Raw genomic sequence first — 16,228 nt, 5'->3', positions numbered from 1 at the left:
CTCCGCAATGCGGAGGTTTCGCCTTTTTATACTCTGTCTGATTTCAATCAGAAGGCAGACGTATCCTGGAACAGACCGACTTTCAGGTCGCTGGCGGTATAGATCAGACGACCATCAACCAGCACTTCGCCATCTGCCAGACCCATAATCAGACGACGATTAACAATGCGTTTAAAGTGAATACGGTAGGTCACTTTTTTTGCTGTCGGCAGAACCTGACCAGTGAATTTCACTTCGCCAACACCCAGTGCGCGGCCTTTACCTTCGCCGCCCAGCCAGCCGAGGTAGAACCCTACCAGCTGCCACATTGCGTCCAGGCCCAGGCATCCCGGCATAACCGGATCGCCAATGAAGTGGCATCCGAAGAACCACAGATCCGGATTGATATCCAGTTCTGCTTCAACATACCCTTTGTCGAAGTTCCCCCCCGTTTCGGTCATTTTGACGACACGGTCCATCATCAGCATGTTCGGTGCTGGCAATTGCGGGCCTTTAGCGCCAAACAGTTCACCGCGACCAGAGGCAAGAAGGTCTTCTTTTGTATAGGATTCGCGTTTATCTACCATGTTCTCTGTAAGCCTTATTTTATTGAAGCACGCAGGATAGCTAACACGTGTACGCTGAACAAGTCCGATCAGTTCGGAATAAACCAGTTCAGCCAACGTAATGGCCATGGAAAACGATGACGTCCTTCCTGTTGCGATGCTTGCGCGATACGTTCCTGGATAGTTTGCATCAGCGTCGTTTGGCCCTCGCCATCCCACACCAGATTTAATAATAACGGCAGTGCTTCAGTCACATCGTCTACTGCCCAGATGGTGAATTTGCCTTCCTCTACTGCTTTCACCAGTTCACTGTGAAGACTTAAATGGCGAACGTTAGCAGTGGGGATAATGACACCTTGTTTCCCCGTTAACTCACGTTGCTGGCAAATAGCAAAGAAGCCTTCGATTTTCTCATTTAAACCACCGACTGGCTGGGCGCGACCGAATTGATCGACTGAACCTGTGATAGCAATACTCTGATTCACCGGCACATCGGCGAGGGCGCTTATCAGGGCGCAGAGTTCAGCCATTGAGGCACTATCGCCATCCACTTCGCTATATGACTGCTCAAATGTCAGCGATGCTGAGAAGGGGATCTGTTGCTCAAGCTGAAGTTCCGACATCAGGAACGCCTGCATGATCATCATCCCTTTCGCATGGATATTGCCGCCAAGCTCCGCTTTGCGTTCGATGTCAGTGAATTCACCATCGCCAATATGTACAACGCAGCTAATGCGAGAAGGTTCGCCAAAAGCGCGCGGATGACCCGGAAATTCAATGACCGAAAGGGCGTTAATTTGCCCGATGCGTTCGCCTTCGGTTTCAATCAGGATTTGCTCCTGAAGGATCTCATCCTGCATGCGTTCAGCGAGGAAACCTTCGCGCCATTCACGCTGCTGTAACATTAAGTTTAGCTGCTCGCCGGAGAAGGTGTCGCCATCACACAGTGAGGCGACCTCTTTACACTGGCGGAGGATCCACTGCGGGCTAAGCGGCAGTGTTTCTTGTTCACCGGTGTAGCGTGCGGCTTCGCGAATAAGTACCGGCCAGGCATCCGCTCCCGGTGCAGGTAAGTGGTTATGTCTGGCGGTAAATGTCACCCAACGACACCACTGGTTTACTGACTCCGCATCGACAATCTGCAGAGTATCTTCAAATTCGCTATAAATAGCCTGCTCAGCAAGCTCTGGCTCCATCTCCTGGAAATCAGCTAATGATTCGCGTTCGCCTACCAGAATGACTTTCAGCTTCAATGGCATCGAAGGCACAGAGACGGGGAGAGGGCGGGACTCATCAAACGCAACCCAGTCAAAACGCTCGCGGTTAACGATATTTTTCAGCCGCATCCACAGCAGAGGTTGCGCCAGCAGTGTACGCAAAGAGATGATGAGAATACCGCCATTTGCCTGATGCACCAGACCTGGCTGCAGGGTAATGTCACCATTAAACTGGCGCAGGCAGCCAAAGAGTTGTTCCGCTTCTACCCAGTCGGCAGCGACAACTTGCGTTAAAGTCGCAAAATTATCATCTGCACTCACTGCGTTACGTAAGCGGATGGTGTGGCCGGAAACCTCATAGTGACCGCCCACCAGTTGGCCTGCATCGCTTTGTAGCGCACGCGCGGCATCGGCAATAAGATTCAGATACTCAGACTCTTCCGGGGCCTTCGCCAGCATAAAAGAGGAGGATGCTCGCGTATGCAGCAACTGCTCCAGCGCAAATTGCAGTCGCGGTTGAGTATCACTGAATAAAGGATCGTTTTCGTCAATCAAATGTGGCTGAGCAAATATTTCCTGATAGCTATCGGTATCAGGAACCAGGTCACGCCATGCAAGTTTCGTAATGGTCAAAGTTGATGTTTTTTAGTCTGTTGTCAAAGCCGCGATTATACCGTAACCGGCACTGCAGCACACGTAGAAAGCACCGACAATACTCCTGGCATGGGCGTTAAAGCTCACAGGATGGAGATTCTTTTCTTCACTGGCCTAAAAAGCTGATATTCTGTAAAGAGTTACACGGTAACATTGAGATCGCTATGAAATATCAACAACTTGAAAATCTTGAAAGCGGTTGGAAATGGAAGTATCTGGTGAAGAAGCACCGCGAAGGGGAGTTAATCACCCGTTACATAGAAGCCAGTGCCGCCCAGGAAGCCGTCGATGTGTTGCTCTCGCTGGAAAATGAACCCGTGCTGGTAAATGGCTGGATTGACAAGCATATGAATCCGGAACTGGTCAATCGCATGAAGCAGACCATTCGGGCCAGACGAAAGCGCCATTTTAATGCGGAACACCAGCATACGCGCAAAAAATCGATCGATCTGGAATTTATTGTCTGGCAACGTCTGGCTGGTCTTGCGCAGCGTCGCGGTAAAACACTTTCCGAAACGATTGTTCAGCTGATTGAAGATGCGGAAAACAAAGAGAAATACGCGAATAAAATGTCTTCTTTGAAGCAGGATCTGCAGGCATTACTGGGTAAGGAATAACTGTCGAGAGTCAGTTCAATTTACGCAAGGCGAAAAAAACCCCGCAGCTGCGGGGTTTTTCTATCAGACGATAACTTAAGCCTGCGGCTGAGTTACAACGTCTTTGATGCCTTTAACTTCGATCTCTACGCGACGATCCGGAGCCAGGCAGTCGATCAGCGCAGCACGCTGTTTCACGTTGTCACAGGTGTTGCCAGTAACCGGGTTGGATTCACCCATACCACGTGCAGAGATTTTGTCTGCCGGGATACCTTTAGAGATCAGGTAATCAACAACGGACTGAGCACGACGCTCGGACAGACCCTGGTTGTAAGCGTCAGAACCGATGCGGTCAGTGTAACCCAGAACAACTACGGAACCATCTTTCGGATCCAGGTTGCTCAGCTGGCTGTACAGCTGATCCAGAGCAGCCTGACCTTCCGGTTTCAGGGTTGCTTTGTTGAAGTTGAACAGAACGTCAGACTTCAGAGTGAAGTGCTTGGTCTGTACTTCCGGTGCCGGAGCTGGTGCCGGAGCAACTACTGGAGCTGCTTCGCCCTGACCGAAACGGTAGGAAACACCCAGGCTCAGCAGGCCGTTGTCCGGACGAGTACCGATGGTGTGTGCGTCACCGATGTTGTTGGTCCACTGGTATTCCAGACGGGTAGCGATTTCAGGAGTGATCGCGTACTCAACACCGCCAGCGAAGACCGGAGAAACACCGGTATCGTGGTCTTTAAAGGATGCGCCACCAGGTACGTTAGCCTTGGTGTCTGCACGCCATACCATACCACCCAGACGAGTGTAGATGTCCAGATCGTCAGTGATTGGGTAACCCAGTTTGGCGGTCAGTTGAACGCCCTGAGCTTTATATGCGCCATTGATGTTGTCGCCTTTGTATGGCATACGACCTAACCAGTCATAACCCATTTCAAAGCCAACATACGGGTTAACCTGGTAACCACCAAAAGCACCAGCGCCCAGTTGGTTTTCGTGGGTCGGACCATTGTTGTTGATGAAACCAGTGTCATGGTACTGGGACCAGCCCAGTTTAGCACCAGTGTACCAGGTGTTATCTTTCGGAGCGGCCTGCGCTACGGTAGCGAAACCAGCCAGTGCCACTGCAATCGCGATAGCTGTCTTTTTCATTTTTTGCGCCTCGTTATCATCCAAAATACGCCATGAATATCTCCAACGAGATAACACGGTTAAATCCTTCACCGGGGGATCTGCTCAATATTAACTCTACCGATATCTTCGGCTTATGCCGAGCACCCCTGGCGATGTAAAGTCTACAACGTAGTTGAAAACTTACAAGTGTGAACTCCGTCAGGCATATGAAAAAAAAGTCTTGTATAAGGTACGTTTAATCTTTTTTGTCAGCGACAATTTACAGAAGAAAATCGCGGAAACCGCTTCAGACAAGCCTCTGCAAGGAAAATTAGTCACGACTGAAAGCATTGGCTGGGCGACAAAAAAAGTTCCAGGATTAATCCTAAATTTACTTAATGATACAAATTAGAGTGAATTTTTAGCCCGGAAAGTTGTCTCGTTGCGTGAGAGGATGCGCTTACCGGACGCATAATAAACCCCATAGCGTTACCTTCATTTGCCGCATCAACAAGTTCAGCATGCTCTTCTTCAGTCAAATCATCTGCCAACCAACCGATCACCACACTGTAATTGCCCGTGCGTAAAGCGCGAACCATTGACTCCACAGTGTGGCAAGGGGAGAGCTGGCTAATCTGCATCACTTTCGTTAAGGGTAGCCCAGATGCCTGAACCCATTCCCGACTCAGTTTTTGTTGCGGTGTTAACCAGAGTTGCCAGCGCGATTGCTGACCGAGTTGCTGTAACAATGGCAACAGTAGAAGTTGCGTCATCATGGGCTGATCTTCGCGATAGACAACTTCACTGATAAGCCCGGCTGTAGTGTTTTCCGTAGAGACACGCGCAATTTTACTTGCTGCGGATGAGAACGACGAAGAACGATGTGCATAGCCTGAAGTGTACATAATCAATCCAGCCCCTGTGAGTTACTGTATGGATGTACAGTACATCCAGTGACGACAAAGATCAACCCTATTTTCGGAAAGAGCCTCGCAAATTTTGTCGTTAGTGACGGGAAAACATAAATTAATCTTGCCCCTTAAGAATAAGTTGCCTATTTTCGTAGTTAACGGATCCGTTAATGTGAATCATTCTTTTATGTTATGATTTTAAAAGGAATTTTATGAAAAGCCTCTCCTATAAGCGGATCTATAAATCACAAGAATACCTGGCAACGTTGGGCACAATTGAATACCGATCATTGTTTGGTAGTTACAGCCTGACCGTTGACGACACGGTGTTTGCGATGGTTTCTGATGGTGAGTTGTATCTTCGGGCTTGTGAGCAAAGTGCACAGTACTGTGTAAAACATCCGCCTGTCTGGCTGACATATAAAAAGTGTGGCCGATCCGTTACCCTCAATTACTATCGGGTTGATGAAAGTCTATGGCGAAATCAACTGAAGCTGGTGCGTCTGTCGAAATATTCTCTCGATGCAGCGCTGAAAGAGAAAAGCACGCGCAATACCCGGGAAAGACTGAAAGATTTGCCCAATATGTCTTTTCATCTGGAAGCGATACTCGGGGAGGTGGGGATTAAGGATGTACGGGCGTTACGTATACTTGGGGCAAAAATGTGTTGGTTGCGACTGCGGCAGCAAAATAGTCTGGTGACAGAAAAGATTCTGTTTATGCTTGAAGGGGCCATTATCGGCATTCATGAAGCTGCGCTCCCGGTGGCACGCCGCCAGGAGCTTGCAGAATGGGCTGACTCTCTTACGCCGAAACAGGAGTTTCCTGCGGAACTTGAGTAATCTGGCGTTGCAGACGACCAATCTCTGGCAGTAATGCAATCAATAACCCGACTTGTTGTACGACCAGAGGTTCTTTGCTGTCTGCCCGTGGTTCAAGTTGCTGCATCCGCTGTTTCAGGTCAGCTAATGCCTGATTGACGCGTTCTTCATCAGCAGGTTGATGATGTAGCGCGTCATCAACATAGCAAACTGCGTCATCAAGAAACGCCAGAATTTCAGGATTAGTTAACTGCTCCCGGTGAGCACCGAGGGCTGAGATATAGCTGGTAAACGTATGGTTAAGGCACAGCAACCGAAACGCGGCCTCGCGAATTTGCGGGGTAACGTTCGGCTCGCTGGACATATTTGATACCACCGACGCCAGTTCAGCATCACGGTTGTGTGCATCGCGGCGGGCAATACGATACGCCAGACGGTTATCACGCCCCTGATGGTATTGCTCCAGTATGGCATCGAGATAGCGACAGTTGGCCTCGGTGGCACGTTCGAGCATGCGCGGCAGATTGCGAAACTTCCAGTCAGGCCAGATGTAGCTCACCGCCGCCCACGCAATGGCACAACCAATCAGCGTATCGATTACGCGAGGTAACGCCACTTCAAAACCTTCACCCAGCAAGTTAAAACACAATAGCACCAAAAGTGTGATGAACATCGTTGCATGGGCATATTGCACGTTACGGAAGGCAAAAAAGAGCACGCCGGTAATAACCAGCAGCACCAGCTGCCCTTCCAGTGACGGCACAAACCACAGCACAGGAATGCCAATGGCGATACCTACCAGCGTACCAATAATCCTTAACTTCAGGCGGTGGCGCGTGGCGTTATAGTTTGGCTGGCAGACAAACAAACTTGTCAGCAAGATCCAATACCCGTGATGCATTCCGGTTATCTGAATGATGGCGTAGCCGAAGCACAACACCAGCGACATTCTTACCGCATGACGGAAGAGGGCGGATTCCGGTGTGAAGTGACGGCTAAGACGCAGCCAGATATCACTCAATCCGTGCGGGCTGTCATCAGCGAGCTCATTTTCGTCATTATTATGGGGCAGTGCCTGGGCCTGTTCTGATTCAATTGTTGCCAGTTGGGCATCAATAGCGCGTAAATTGTTCAGCAAAAATCCCAGTGTTTTGAGTAAATCGGCAGGCGCGCCGTTATCGCGCATCCGCTCCAGCGCAGCATCAATATGCGTAAAAGCGCGCTCAAAATGCGGATCATGTTGATAAGGCTGACGCAGCAAAATACAGCGTGACAGTTGCTGGCACGCCTGGCCCTGCATCGACATCAGTCGCTGAAAACGGAACAGCACGTCGCTGTGGCGAAAATGTTCACGCAATGTTTGATACTGAATATGAGAAGAGCTGGCACGCTCGTGAATATCCTGCGCGACAAAGTAATAATGCAGCGTGCGACGCGTTCCCCGTTGACCACGATCGCCACGTAAGCGGGTCAGCAGCGAGAGTTTCGTCTGATTCAATGTCGCCATCAGCTGACCGTTGGCGAGAGCCAAATCGTACAGCGGTGCCTGGCTTTCATCTTCAATATCAGGATCAAACATGCGTGACTTGAGCTCAAGGTAACGCGCCAGTTGTTCATAGCAACGCGCCAGGTTGTCCTGCAGCGGGCGGACCGGGAACAGTAGATGACCAATAAGTGTCAGGACGTTGTACCAGACGGCACCGGCCAGCAGATACATCGGCTGCTGATACCAGTGCTCATACAGTGACGTCCCCAACATAGTGTAAATGGCGATCAGTAACGCACCGAAGGCAATTGTTGCATAGCGTTGACCCAGACCGCCGAGCAAAATGAAGCCGCTGGTAGAGAGCGTTAAACCAATTGCAAATAGCCAGGGCCAGGGAAACAGCAATTCTACTGAGGCCGAGGCGATAAAAAAGCAGAACAGCGTAATGATGAGGTTACGCAAACGTCCCGCCAGCCGGTCATCGAGATCGGTCAGCGCCGCTGCCACCATCCCCAGCGTCAGCGGAATCGTCAGTTTTACATCACCCAGCCACCACGGAAACGCTGTGGTTCCACAAAGCGCAATAAAAATACGCGCGTAATACAGCCAGGCGCTGTTCCAGGTATAGCGTTTGAGCAAAGGACTTAGCATAAAGGCCATATTAGTGGATTATTCAAAACGACGACGTGCATTGGCTTCACGCGCAGCTTGCGCTGTTTCTACCGATACCACGCGACGACCGACCGGCCATAGTGCAATAGCGGCAATTTTAAAGTTCGCAATGCCGACAGGAATGCCAATGATGGAAATACATTGTGCGATGCCCGTTGCAATGTGCATCAGGCATAACCACCAGCCAAAGAAAATCAGCCAGAAAATATTCAATACCGTACCGCCAGTATTCAGCAGCACATTTTTGCCAGCCGGGTTGAGTTCATCGACATGAATAGCTTCATTGCCATAAGGCACCAGAGAAAGTTTAGTGATCTCCCAGCAGGATCGTGTCAGCGGTAAGGTAAAAATCAGCACAATACTGACCAAAGTCGCCAACAGCCAGCCCAGAGTGGTGGCAAATCCGCCAAGCACAAAGTTCAGAATGTTCAAAACGGTACGCATAAAACCTCGCTTTACTGTGGTTTTCAGTAATGGGCGGCAATTGTAACGTTTTTTTGGGCTGGAGCACGTTTTCTCTGACGGTTACACTGATAAGAAATCATTTCGTGTGGATCTACAGAGTCATGGAACTGAAAGCGACAACGCTTGGAAAACGTCTGGCACAGCACCCTTACGATCGGGCGATGATCCTCAATGCCGGGATTAAAGTCTCCGGCGATCGCCACGAATACCTTATTCCTTTCAATCAATTACTGGCAATTCACTGTAAGCGCGGTCTGGTATGGGGCGAGCTGGAATTTGTACTGCCGGACGAAAAAGTGGTGCGTCTGCACGGCACCGAATGGGGCGAGACGCAGCGTTTTTACCATCATCTTGATGCTCACTGGCGGCGGTGGAGTGGGGAGATGAGCGAAATTGCGGCTGGTGTTTTACGCCAGCAACTGGATTTGATTGCCACGCGTACCGGAGAAAATAAATGGCTGACGCGTGAGCAAACTTCTGGCGTGCAGCAACAAATCCGCCAGGCTTTGTTGGCGTTGCCGTTGCCGGTCAACCGACTGGAAGAATTCGATAACTGCCGTGAGGCGTGGCGTAAATGTCAGGCCTGGTTAAAAGATATTGAAGGCGCTCGGTTGCAGCATAATCAGGCGTATACCGAAGCTATGCTTACCGAGTATGTGGATTTTTTCCGTCAGGTTGAGTCTTCACCGCTGAATCCGGCGCAGGCCCGGGCAGTCGTTAACGGCGAGCATTCTCTGTTAGTGCTGGCCGGTGCAGGAAGCGGAAAAACGTCGGTGCTGGTGGCCCGTGCAGGCTGGTTGCTGGCGCGTGGTGAAGCGTCCCCTGAGCAAATTTTATTGCTGGCGTTTGGTCGCAAAGCAGCTGAAGAGATGGACGAGCGTATCCGAGAACGACTACATACCGAAGACATTACCGCACGCACATTTCATGCGCTGGCGCTGCATATTATTCAGCAGGGCAGCAAAAAAGTTCCGACAGTCAGCAAACTAGAAAATGATACCGCTGCCCGTCATGAACTCTTTATTGCTGAGTGGCGTAAGCAATGCAGCGAAAAGAAAGCGCAGGCGAAGGGCTGGCGGCAATGGCTGACGGAAGAAATGCAGTGGTCAGTGCCAGAAGGTAACTTCTGGGATGATGAGAAATTACAGCGTCGTCTTGCTTCTCGCCTCGATCGCTGGGTAAGTCTGATGCGAATGCACGGCGGTGCACAGGCAGAAATGATTGCCAATGCACCTGAAGAGATTCGCGACTTGTTCAGTAAACGTATCAAGTTGATGGCCCCGTTATTAAAAGCCTGGAAAGGTGCGCTGAGGGCAGAAAACGCTGTCGATTTTTCCGGCCTTATTCACCAGGCGATTGTGATTCTGGAGAAAGGTCGCTTTATCAGCCCGTGGAAGCATATTCTGGTTGATGAATTTCAGGATATCTCGCCGCAGCGTGCAGCGTTGTTAGCGGCATTACGCAAGCAAAACAGTCAAACGACGTTGTTCGCCGTTGGCGATGATTGGCAGGCGATTTACCGTTTCAGCGGGGCGCAAATGTCGCTCACCACCGCTTTCCATGAAAACTTTGGTGAAGGCGATCGCTGTGATTTAGACACGACTTACCGTTTTAACAGTCGTATCGGTGAGGTGGCAAACCGTTTTATTCAGCAGAACCCTGGCCAGCTGAAAAAGCAGCTAAACAGCTTAACCAATGGAGATAAAAAGGCCGTCACGTTATTGGATGAGAACCAGCTTGATGCTTTGCTGGATAAGCTCTCTGGTTATGCCAAACCGGAAGAGCGCATTCTGATCCTGGCGCGTTACCATCACATGAGGCCTGCCAGCCTGGAAAAAGCGGCAACACGCTGGCCGAAGTTGCAAATCGATTTTATGACCATTCATGCCAGCAAAGGGCAACAGGCGGATTACGTCATCATCGTTGGCTTGCAGGAGGGGAGTGATGGTTTTCCGGCTGCGGCGCGGGAGTCGATTATGGAAGAGGCGCTACTACCCCCGGTTGAGGATTTTCCGGACGCTGAAGAACGGCGGTTAATGTACGTGGCGCTGACCCGGGCACGCCATCGGGTATGGGCATTGTTTAACAAAGAGAATCCCTCTCCCTTTGTCGAAATACTGAAAAATCTGGATGTGCCGGTGGCGAGAAAACCGTAGGAAACAGGTGGCGTTTGCCACCTGTGTAATATTACTTCAGACGGTCCGCGAGATAACGCTGATAATCGGGGATCAGAATATCGACCGCGTCGTTGAAATGCGGTGACTGGATAATGAAGTCTGCCGTTGCCACGTTGGTGGCAACCGGAATGTTCCATACCGTCGCCAGACGCAGCAAGGCTTTCACGTCAGGATCGTGCGGCACGGCATTTAGTGGGTCCCAGAAGAAAATCAATACATCAATTTTACCTTCTGAGATCAATGCGCCAACCTGCTGGTCCCCCCCCATTGGGCCACTCAACATCGCGTTGACGTTCATGCCGGTCGCGCGGGAAATTAAGTTACCGGTAGTGCCTGTTGCATACAGTACGTGTTGTTCCAGTAACGGTTGATGCCGTTCCACCCAGCTCATCAGCATTTGTTTGCAGTGATCGTGTGCCACCAGCGCAATATGTTTCCGCGCAGGTAAAGTACGTGTCGTCAGTTCCATAATGTACATCCGTAGTTAACTTTCCTACAGATTACTGTAAGCACTTATCGCTGCAAGAGAAAGACCGAAAAAGCCTGCGCACAGGCACAAAAATCTCAGGAAGATGGTTGTTTTTCCGCCCATTGCAGAAAAGTATTTCGCGTTTGTGGGTCAGCCAGTTTAAACCAATACTTCAGCCGTTGTTCTGTGAGCACCTGAGACTGCGGTGGAATAGCATCCAGCTCGGAAACACCCGAAAGCAGCGTACTGTCATCTGCCATCATCGTGGCAAATTGCGGTAGTGAAGCGCGTTTCGCGGATTTGTTATAACGTTCAACCTCGACCTCATAATCAATCGTTTTTGCCGTTGAGGTAATGGCGAGAATATCCAGCTTTACCGGAATCGGCGTCGCATCGCCATCCAACAATTCAAGGCGCGGCGCGGCATCAAAATGGTTAGCTTCCCGCTCATTCTCCAGGCGAGGCAGGCGAAAATTGACCTGGTTGATGAGCTGGGTATTAAAACTGACCACTAGTGGTGGGGAGATATACAGCCGTTCTTCACTATTGGAAAGATGAATCGTCTTCTCAACGCGAAACACTAACTGATGTGGTCCATTATCCAGTTCAATGCTGTCCGCACCGCGCAGCAGAGAGCTGGAAACCTTCTTGCCGTCGAGTACCAGAAGATCGACATCGGTTGAAAGCCGCAGCGTGGTGGCAAAAACGGATACCGGCAAACATAATGCAATCAAGGTGGTCACGATGCCGGTTTTCATAGGTAGCTCCTGTCAAAAGACCGCCCGAATAATAATGTGTCAAAATTTTTCTTTAATCATACTTACTAACATATAGACATAATTCCCGCTTTTGCTCTCATTCATTCGTATTAGCTGCATGGTTGGCATGTCGGCTTTGTCGTACACTTTGTTAAACAGTCTGGAGGAAATAATGAAAGAAACCGATATTGCAGGCATTTTAACGTCCACTCACACCATTGCGCTGGTGGGGGCAAGCGACAAACCCGATCGTCCCAGCTATCGCGTGATGAAATATCTACTCGACCAGGGGTATCACGTCATTCCGGTTTCACCAAAAGTTGCCGGCAAAACGCTGCTGGGCCAGCAGGGATATGGCACGCTGGCAGAAGTTCCGGAAAAAGTCGATATGGTCGATGTTTTCCGTAATTCAGAAGCGGCGTGGGGCGTGGCGCAGGAAGCGATCGCCATTGGCGCGAAAACCCTCTGGATGCAACTGGGGGTGATTAATGAGCAAGCGGCAGTACTGGCACGGGATGCCGGGTTAAATGTGGTGATGGATCGCTGCCCGGCTATTGAGATCCCTCGCCTGGGCCTGGCCAAATAAAAAATCCCCGGAAGGCCAAAACCTTCCGGGGATTTGTTCAGGGATTAGTTACGCAGACGCGGGGCCTGAAGTTGTTTGCGGATGGTCTGCGCCAGCTCATCCATGGATGGCTGTTCAGGATGTTCATCCTGCAATTCGCTACTTAGCTGGGCTTCAGCCAGGTAGGTATGAACCGGTAGGCCGTTATCGTCCTCCATCACCACGTGATACCACGGAGCGGCGCGAAGCTCGTCATTCACCGCCAGCTCATCAGGCGACGGTTCAGAGAGCGAATAAACCGGGTCGATATCCACGACCACTCCGAGATAACCTAACAGGGAATGGCGGACCTGCTGGCCGATACCGAATTTGCTGGCAATCATAGTCACCTCCCGGGAAATCTTTACCTTTGATATAAGGGTAAAATTCCACATTTCAAGTTACATGACGCGACAGGCAAACCCTTTCAGATATAGCCCTTCCGGGTAGGTAGCGATCACCGGATGATCGGCTGCCTGACGGAACTGCTCTATAAATTGTACATCACGACCGGCATCAATTGCGGCATCCGCGATGATTTTCTGAAATAAATCGCTGGTCATCAGACCGGAACAGGAGAAAGTCAGGAGAACTCCGCCTTCATTCAGCAACTGAATCGCCAGCATGTTGATGTCTTTATAGCCACGACACGCGCCCATCAACTGGCTTTTATTCTCAACAAACTTCGGCGGGTCCATCACGATAACGTCAAATTTTTCACCGCGATCGCGATAAGTACGCAGCAATTTAAAGACATCATCACGGACAAACTCAGCCTTGCTCAGATCCAGTTTGTTCAGCTCAACATTCTGCCGTGCAATATCCAGCGCTTCCTGGGAGGTATCAACGCTGACAACCTGGCTGCAACCGCCCATCAATGCCGATACGGCGAAACCACCGGTATAGGAGAAACAGTTAAGTACGCGTTTATTTTCAACGTAGCGGCGGGTAGCCAGGCGGCTGTCACGCTGGTCCAGGTAGTAGCCCGTTTTGTGCCCGTGCTGTATGTCCACCAGCAGCTTCATGCCGTGTTCTTCAATCGGCAGCAGGGCAGGCGGTAGCTCTCCGGTAACGGGGCCCTGGGTCAGTTCCATCCCTTCTTTTTTACGTACCGCAACGTCGCTGCGATCGTAAATTGCACATTCCGGGTACAGCGTTTGCAGGGCACTAATTAATGCTGCGCGCTGATATTCTGCCCCAGCACTCAGCAGTTGCAGTACCAGAAAATTACCGAAACGATCGATAGTAATACCCGGCAGGCCATCAGATTCTCCGGCGATTAAACGATAGCTGTCGAGGCCATCTTTTTGCGCCAGCCAGTCACGCCATTTTTGCGCTTGTTGCAAACGGCGGGTAAAAAAAGCAATGTCAATGGATTCAGAGGGGTCAAACGTCCAGACGCGCGCCCGGATTTGCGAAGCTGGCGAATAAGCGCCGCGTGCTAACCATTTTCCCTGATGATCAACAATATCGATGGTTTCACCGAGGCTGGCTTTACCTTCCATGCGGGCAACGGCCCCGGAAAAGACCCACGGATGGCGACGAAGTAATGATTTTTCGCGCCCTTTGGCTAACACTAAACGTACACTCATAATTTACTTTTCTGTCGATGCAAAGAAATGGGCGTCATTGTCCGGAGTTTTCCATGGATTTGCAACGCGTCCATTAAGGATAAGGAGAGCAGCAATGTCGAAAGTCTGCATAATTGCCTGGGTTTACGGGCGAGTTCAGGGCGTAGGATTTCGCTATACCACGCAGTACGAAGCGAAAAAACTCGGGTTAAGCGGCTACGCCAAAAATCTTGACGATGGCAGCGTGGAAGTGGTTGCCTGCGGTGAAGAAGGGCAGGTGGAAAAATTAATGCAGTGGTTAAAGAGTGGCGGCCCGCGTTCTGCACGTGTGGAACGGGTGCTCAGCGAGCCGCATCATCCCTCGGGGGAATTAACCGATTTTCGTATTCGTTAGATACATTTTACCGGTTTTGGCAGGCCAGCAATTTTGGTGGCTTGCTTAGCCGGACCTTTCGGAAACAGTCGGTATAAATAGCGGCTGTTACCTTTTTCTTCGCCAAATTTATTCGCCATCGCTTTTACCAGCATACGAATCGCCGGAGAAGTATTGAATTCCAGATAGAAATCACGCACAAAACGCACCACTTCCCAGTGTTCTGGTGACAGCGTAATCCCTTCGTTCTCTGCAATCACCACTGCCAGCGGCTCACTCCACTGGCTGCTTTCTTTGAGATAGCCTTCGGTATCCGTTTCTATCTCTTTACCTTCGAAGATCAGCATAATTATTACTACCTTAATCAGACTGGCGGCAGTGTAACAAAAAACAAAGCCCCGCATAAAGCGAGGCTATGAAAGTGTTAGCGGGTGAGATTAATCGCGGCTGGCGAAGCCCAGAATGCTCAGCAGGCTGACGAAGATGTTGTACAGCGAAACATACAGGCTAACCGTGGCACGAATATAGTTCGTTTCACCGCCATGAATGATGTTGCTGGTTTCAAACAAGATAGCGCCAGAGGAGATCAGAATGAAGACCGCGCTGATCGCCAGATGCAGGGCAGGCAGCTGCAGGAAGATATTAGCAACCATACCAATCAGCACCACCACAATACCCGCCATCAGCATACCGCCAAGGAACGACATATCTTTGCGGGTGGTCAGCACATACGCAGAGCAGCAGAAGAACACTAACGCCGTTCCGCCCAGTGCCATAGCGATTACGTCACCCATTCCGGCAGACAGATAGGTATTCAGAATTGGTCCGAGGATATAACCCAGAAAACCGGTAAAGGCGAATGCGGAGATAATTCCGGTCGGCTTATTCGCCGTTTTATAGGTCAGGAACATCAAACCATACATACCCACCAGCGTCAGAATCAGACCCGGAGATGGCAGCATCAGCACCGTACTGGCAGTTGCGGTAATCGCCGAAAAGGCCAGCGTCAGGCTCAGCAGAAAATAGGTATTACGCAGCACCTTATGGGTGCTAAGCAGCGATGTACGGTCATGTGAAGAACTAACAATACGATCCATTGAGTCACTCTCTATGACAGATGTAATTAATTAAGCAGCATAATGATAATGCGTAAGGGCACCCAGAAGTTTTACCCATCTTTACGCATTTGATCTGGAACAGGTTTAACAGCGGATTATCAGGTCATTAAGCAAATATAACGCCCTGAGAATTTCGACAGGCAAAAGAAAAAGGGGTTAGCATTTAGCTAACCCCTTATCTTATTTGGCGGAAGCGCAGAGATTCGAACTCTGGAACCCTTTCGGGTCGCCGGTTTTCAAGACCGGTGCCTTCAACCGCTCGGCCACACTTCCGGAATGACGCGCACTATAAACATCCCGATGCGGCGTGTAAACCCCTAATTTGTTCGTTTGCCTGAAAAACAGCCAAAACCGCATTGATAGCGTGAAATAACAGCAGTTTGATCATTTCATCACCATGAATTCCTTCTCTTTTACTCGTTTAGCAACTGGCTAAACGTCCCCAATGCCCGGCAAAAGAAAAATAGGTCCATTTTTATCGCTAAAAGATAAATCCACACAGTTTGTATTGTTTTGTGCAAAAGTTTCACTACGCTTTATTAACAATACTATCTGGCGACGTGCGCCAGTGCAGAAGGATGAGCTTTCGTTTTCAGCATCTCACGTGAAGCGATGGTTTGCCTTGCTACAGGGACGTCGCTTGCCGACCATAAGCGCCCGGTGTCCTGCCGGTGTCGCAAG

17 protein-coding genes and 1 tRNA gene are annotated in these 16,228 nt (G+C 50.2%); 5 read left to right on the top strand and 13 right to left on the bottom strand.

The genetic code is table 11. The features are described from left to right. Positions 1-47: 47 nt before the first annotated feature. Both fabA and AACU19_RS08310 read right to left on the bottom strand, forming a co-directional pair. A complete protein-coding gene (fabA, locus tag AACU19_RS08315; RefSeq protein WP_000227927.1) occupies positions 48-566 on the bottom strand; it encodes a bifunctional 3-hydroxydecanoyl-ACP dehydratase/trans-2-decenoyl-ACP isomerase in 519 nt (172 codons plus the stop codon). Positions 567-634: 68 nt separating this feature from the next. Continuing rightward, complete coding sequence (locus tag AACU19_RS08310; RefSeq protein ID WP_105278080.1) at positions 635-2,395, bottom strand: AAA family ATPase; 1,761 nt, start codon at positions 2,393-2,395, stop codon at positions 635-637. A gap of 185 nt (positions 2,396-2,580) precedes the next feature. Here AACU19_RS08310 and matP point away from each other — a divergent pair, with 185 nt between their 5' ends. Next, positions 2,581-3,033 (top strand): macrodomain Ter protein MatP, encoded by a 453-nt coding sequence (gene matP / locus AACU19_RS08305; RefSeq protein WP_000877161.1) that lies wholly within the window; start codon positions 2,581-2,583, stop codon positions 3,031-3,033. A 75-nt stretch (positions 3,034-3,108) separates the two neighbouring features. Here matP and ompA read toward each other — a convergent pair whose 3' ends face one another. Together ompA and sulA are read right to left on the bottom strand one after the other, a co-directional pair. Further along, a complete protein-coding gene (gene ompA / locus AACU19_RS08300; RefSeq protein ID WP_000750415.1) occupies positions 3,109-4,161 on the bottom strand; it encodes a porin OmpA in 1,053 nt (350 codons plus the stop codon). 356 nt (positions 4,162-4,517) lie between these two features. After that, positions 4,518-5,027: an SOS-induced cell division inhibitor SulA gene (sulA, locus tag AACU19_RS08295; protein WP_000288710.1), complete on the bottom strand. Its 510-nt coding sequence runs from the start codon at positions 5,025-5,027 to the stop codon at positions 4,518-4,520. 218 nt (positions 5,028-5,245) lie between these two features. Here sulA and sxy point away from each other — a divergent pair, with 218 nt between their 5' ends. Beyond that, the gene (gene sxy, locus AACU19_RS08290) at positions 5,246-5,875 is read left to right on the top strand and encodes a CRP-S regulon transcriptional coactivator Sxy (protein WP_000839153.1); all 630 of its coding nucleotides are present in this window, start codon (positions 5,246-5,248) and stop codon (positions 5,873-5,875) included. On the opposite strand, the gene yccS is transcribed toward sxy, so the two are convergent. Then, on the bottom strand, positions 5,838-8,000 hold the full coding sequence (gene yccS, locus AACU19_RS08285) for a YccS family putative transporter (RefSeq protein ID WP_000875038.1): 2,163 nt from the start codon (positions 7,998-8,000) through the stop codon (positions 5,838-5,840). The genes sxy and yccS overlap by 38 nt on opposite strands. A 9-nt stretch (positions 8,001-8,009) precedes the next feature. Continuing rightward, positions 8,010-8,456: a YccF domain-containing protein gene (locus AACU19_RS08280; protein ID WP_001261235.1), complete on the bottom strand. Its 447-nt coding sequence runs from the start codon at positions 8,454-8,456 to the stop codon at positions 8,010-8,012. Positions 8,457-8,578: 122 nt separating this feature from the next. On the opposite strand from AACU19_RS08280, the gene helD reads away from it, so the two are divergent. Then, positions 8,579-10,633: a DNA helicase IV gene (gene helD, locus AACU19_RS08275; RefSeq protein ID WP_105278079.1), complete on the top strand. Its 2,055-nt coding sequence runs from the start codon at positions 8,579-8,581 to the stop codon at positions 10,631-10,633. Between the two features lie 31 nt (positions 10,634-10,664). On the opposite strand, the gene mgsA is transcribed toward helD, so the two are convergent. After that, positions 10,665-11,123, bottom strand: coding sequence for a methylglyoxal synthase (gene mgsA / locus AACU19_RS08270; RefSeq protein WP_000424181.1), 459 nt, complete (start codon positions 11,121-11,123; stop codon positions 10,665-10,667). A gap of 95 nt (positions 11,124-11,218) precedes the next feature. Further along, a complete protein-coding gene (locus AACU19_RS08265) occupies positions 11,219-11,881 on the bottom strand; it encodes a DUF2057 family protein (protein ID WP_000847791.1) in 663 nt (220 codons plus the stop codon). 172 nt (positions 11,882-12,053) lie between these two features. Here AACU19_RS08265 and AACU19_RS08260 point away from each other — a divergent pair, with 172 nt between their 5' ends. Further along, positions 12,054-12,467, top strand: a complete 414-nt coding sequence (locus AACU19_RS08260; protein ID WP_000665218.1) for a CoA-binding protein — start codon at positions 12,054-12,056, stop codon at positions 12,465-12,467. 44 nt (positions 12,468-12,511) lie between these two features. On the opposite strand, the gene hspQ is transcribed toward AACU19_RS08260, so the two are convergent. Both hspQ and rlmI read right to left on the bottom strand, forming a co-directional pair. Continuing rightward, positions 12,512-12,829 (bottom strand): heat shock protein HspQ, encoded by a 318-nt coding sequence (gene hspQ / locus AACU19_RS08255; protein ID WP_001295356.1) that lies wholly within the window; start codon positions 12,827-12,829, stop codon positions 12,512-12,514. Positions 12,830-12,886: 57 nt separating this feature from the next. Further along, a complete protein-coding gene (rlmI, locus tag AACU19_RS08250) occupies positions 12,887-14,077 on the bottom strand; it encodes a 23S rRNA (cytosine(1962)-C(5))-methyltransferase RlmI (protein WP_039020488.1) in 1,191 nt (396 codons plus the stop codon). Between the two features lie 94 nt (positions 14,078-14,171). Between rlmI and yccX the strand changes: the two genes are divergently transcribed. Then, the gene (gene yccX, locus AACU19_RS08245; protein WP_000048228.1) at positions 14,172-14,450 is read left to right on the top strand and encodes an acylphosphatase; all 279 of its coding nucleotides are present in this window, start codon (positions 14,172-14,174) and stop codon (positions 14,448-14,450) included. Here the strand turns inward: yccX and tusE are convergent. The 3 genes from tusE to AACU19_RS08230 form a co-directional block, all read right to left on the bottom strand. After that, positions 14,447-14,776 (bottom strand): sulfurtransferase TusE, encoded by a 330-nt coding sequence (tusE, locus tag AACU19_RS08240; protein ID WP_000904443.1) that lies wholly within the window; start codon positions 14,774-14,776, stop codon positions 14,447-14,449. The two genes, yccX and tusE, sit on opposite strands and share 4 nt — an antisense overlap. 90 nt (positions 14,777-14,866) lie before the next feature. Beyond that, a complete protein-coding gene (yccA, locus tag AACU19_RS08235) occupies positions 14,867-15,526 on the bottom strand; it encodes an FtsH protease modulator YccA (protein WP_000375136.1) in 660 nt (219 codons plus the stop codon). Between the two features lie 206 nt (positions 15,527-15,732). Then, positions 15,733-15,820: transfer RNA gene (locus AACU19_RS08230), tRNA-Ser, on the bottom strand. Positions 15,821-16,228 lie beyond the last annotated feature (408 nt).

It is taken from the genome of Escherichia sp. MOD1-EC4550, assembly GCF_963876935.1.
In the GTDB taxonomy this organism is placed as follows: domain Bacteria; phylum Pseudomonadota; class Gammaproteobacteria; order Enterobacterales; family Enterobacteriaceae; genus Escherichia; species Escherichia coli_F.
Note: the sequence above shows the minus strand (reverse complement) of the source record. Positions and strands in the feature narration are given on the sequence as shown.

Excerpts from the sequence above, each read along its gene's own strand:
- AACU19_RS08260 (WP_000665218.1), top strand. The coding sequence starts at position 12,054 with ATGAAAGAAACCGATATTGCAGGCATTTTAACGTCCACTCACACCATT.
- AACU19_RS08280 (WP_001261235.1), bottom strand. The coding sequence starts at position 8,456 with ATGCGTACCGTTTTGAACATTCTGAACTTTGTGCTTGGCGGATTTGCC.
- yccA (WP_000375136.1), bottom strand. The coding sequence starts at position 15,526 with ATGGATCGTATTGTTAGTTCTTCACATGACCGTACATCGCTGCTTAGC.
- tusE (WP_000904443.1), bottom strand. The coding sequence starts at position 14,776 with ATGCTGATCTTCGAAGGTAAAGAGATAGAAACGGATACCGAAGGCTAT.
- hspQ (WP_001295356.1), bottom strand. The coding sequence starts at position 12,829 with ATGATTGCCAGCAAATTCGGTATCGGCCAGCAGGTCCGCCATTCCCTG.
- mgsA (WP_000424181.1), bottom strand. The coding sequence starts at position 11,123 with ATGGAACTGACGACACGTACTTTACCTGCGCGGAAACATATTGCGCTG.
- AACU19_RS08265 (WP_000847791.1), bottom strand. The coding sequence starts at position 11,881 with ATGAAAACCGGCATCGTGACCACCTTGATTGCATTATGTTTGCCGGTA.
- matP (WP_000877161.1), top strand. The coding sequence starts at position 2,581 with ATGAAATATCAACAACTTGAAAATCTTGAAAGCGGTTGGAAATGGAAG.
- fabA (WP_000227927.1), bottom strand. The coding sequence starts at position 566 with ATGGTAGATAAACGCGAATCCTATACAAAAGAAGACCTTCTTGCCTCT.
- sulA (WP_000288710.1), bottom strand. The coding sequence starts at position 5,027 with ATGTACACTTCAGGCTATGCACATCGTTCTTCGTCGTTCTCATCCGCA.
- sxy (WP_000839153.1), top strand. The coding sequence starts at position 5,246 with ATGAAAAGCCTCTCCTATAAGCGGATCTATAAATCACAAGAATACCTG.
- helD (WP_105278079.1), top strand. The coding sequence starts at position 8,579 with ATGGAACTGAAAGCGACAACGCTTGGAAAACGTCTGGCACAGCACCCT.
- rlmI (WP_039020488.1), bottom strand. The coding sequence starts at position 14,077 with ATGAGTGTACGTTTAGTGTTAGCCAAAGGGCGCGAAAAATCATTACTT.
- yccX (WP_000048228.1), top strand. The coding sequence starts at position 14,172 with ATGTCGAAAGTCTGCATAATTGCCTGGGTTTACGGGCGAGTTCAGGGC.
- yccS (WP_000875038.1), bottom strand. The coding sequence starts at position 8,000 with ATGGCCTTTATGCTAAGTCCTTTGCTCAAACGCTATACCTGGAACAGC.
- ompA (WP_000750415.1), bottom strand. The coding sequence starts at position 4,161 with ATGAAAAAGACAGCTATCGCGATTGCAGTGGCACTGGCTGGTTTCGCT.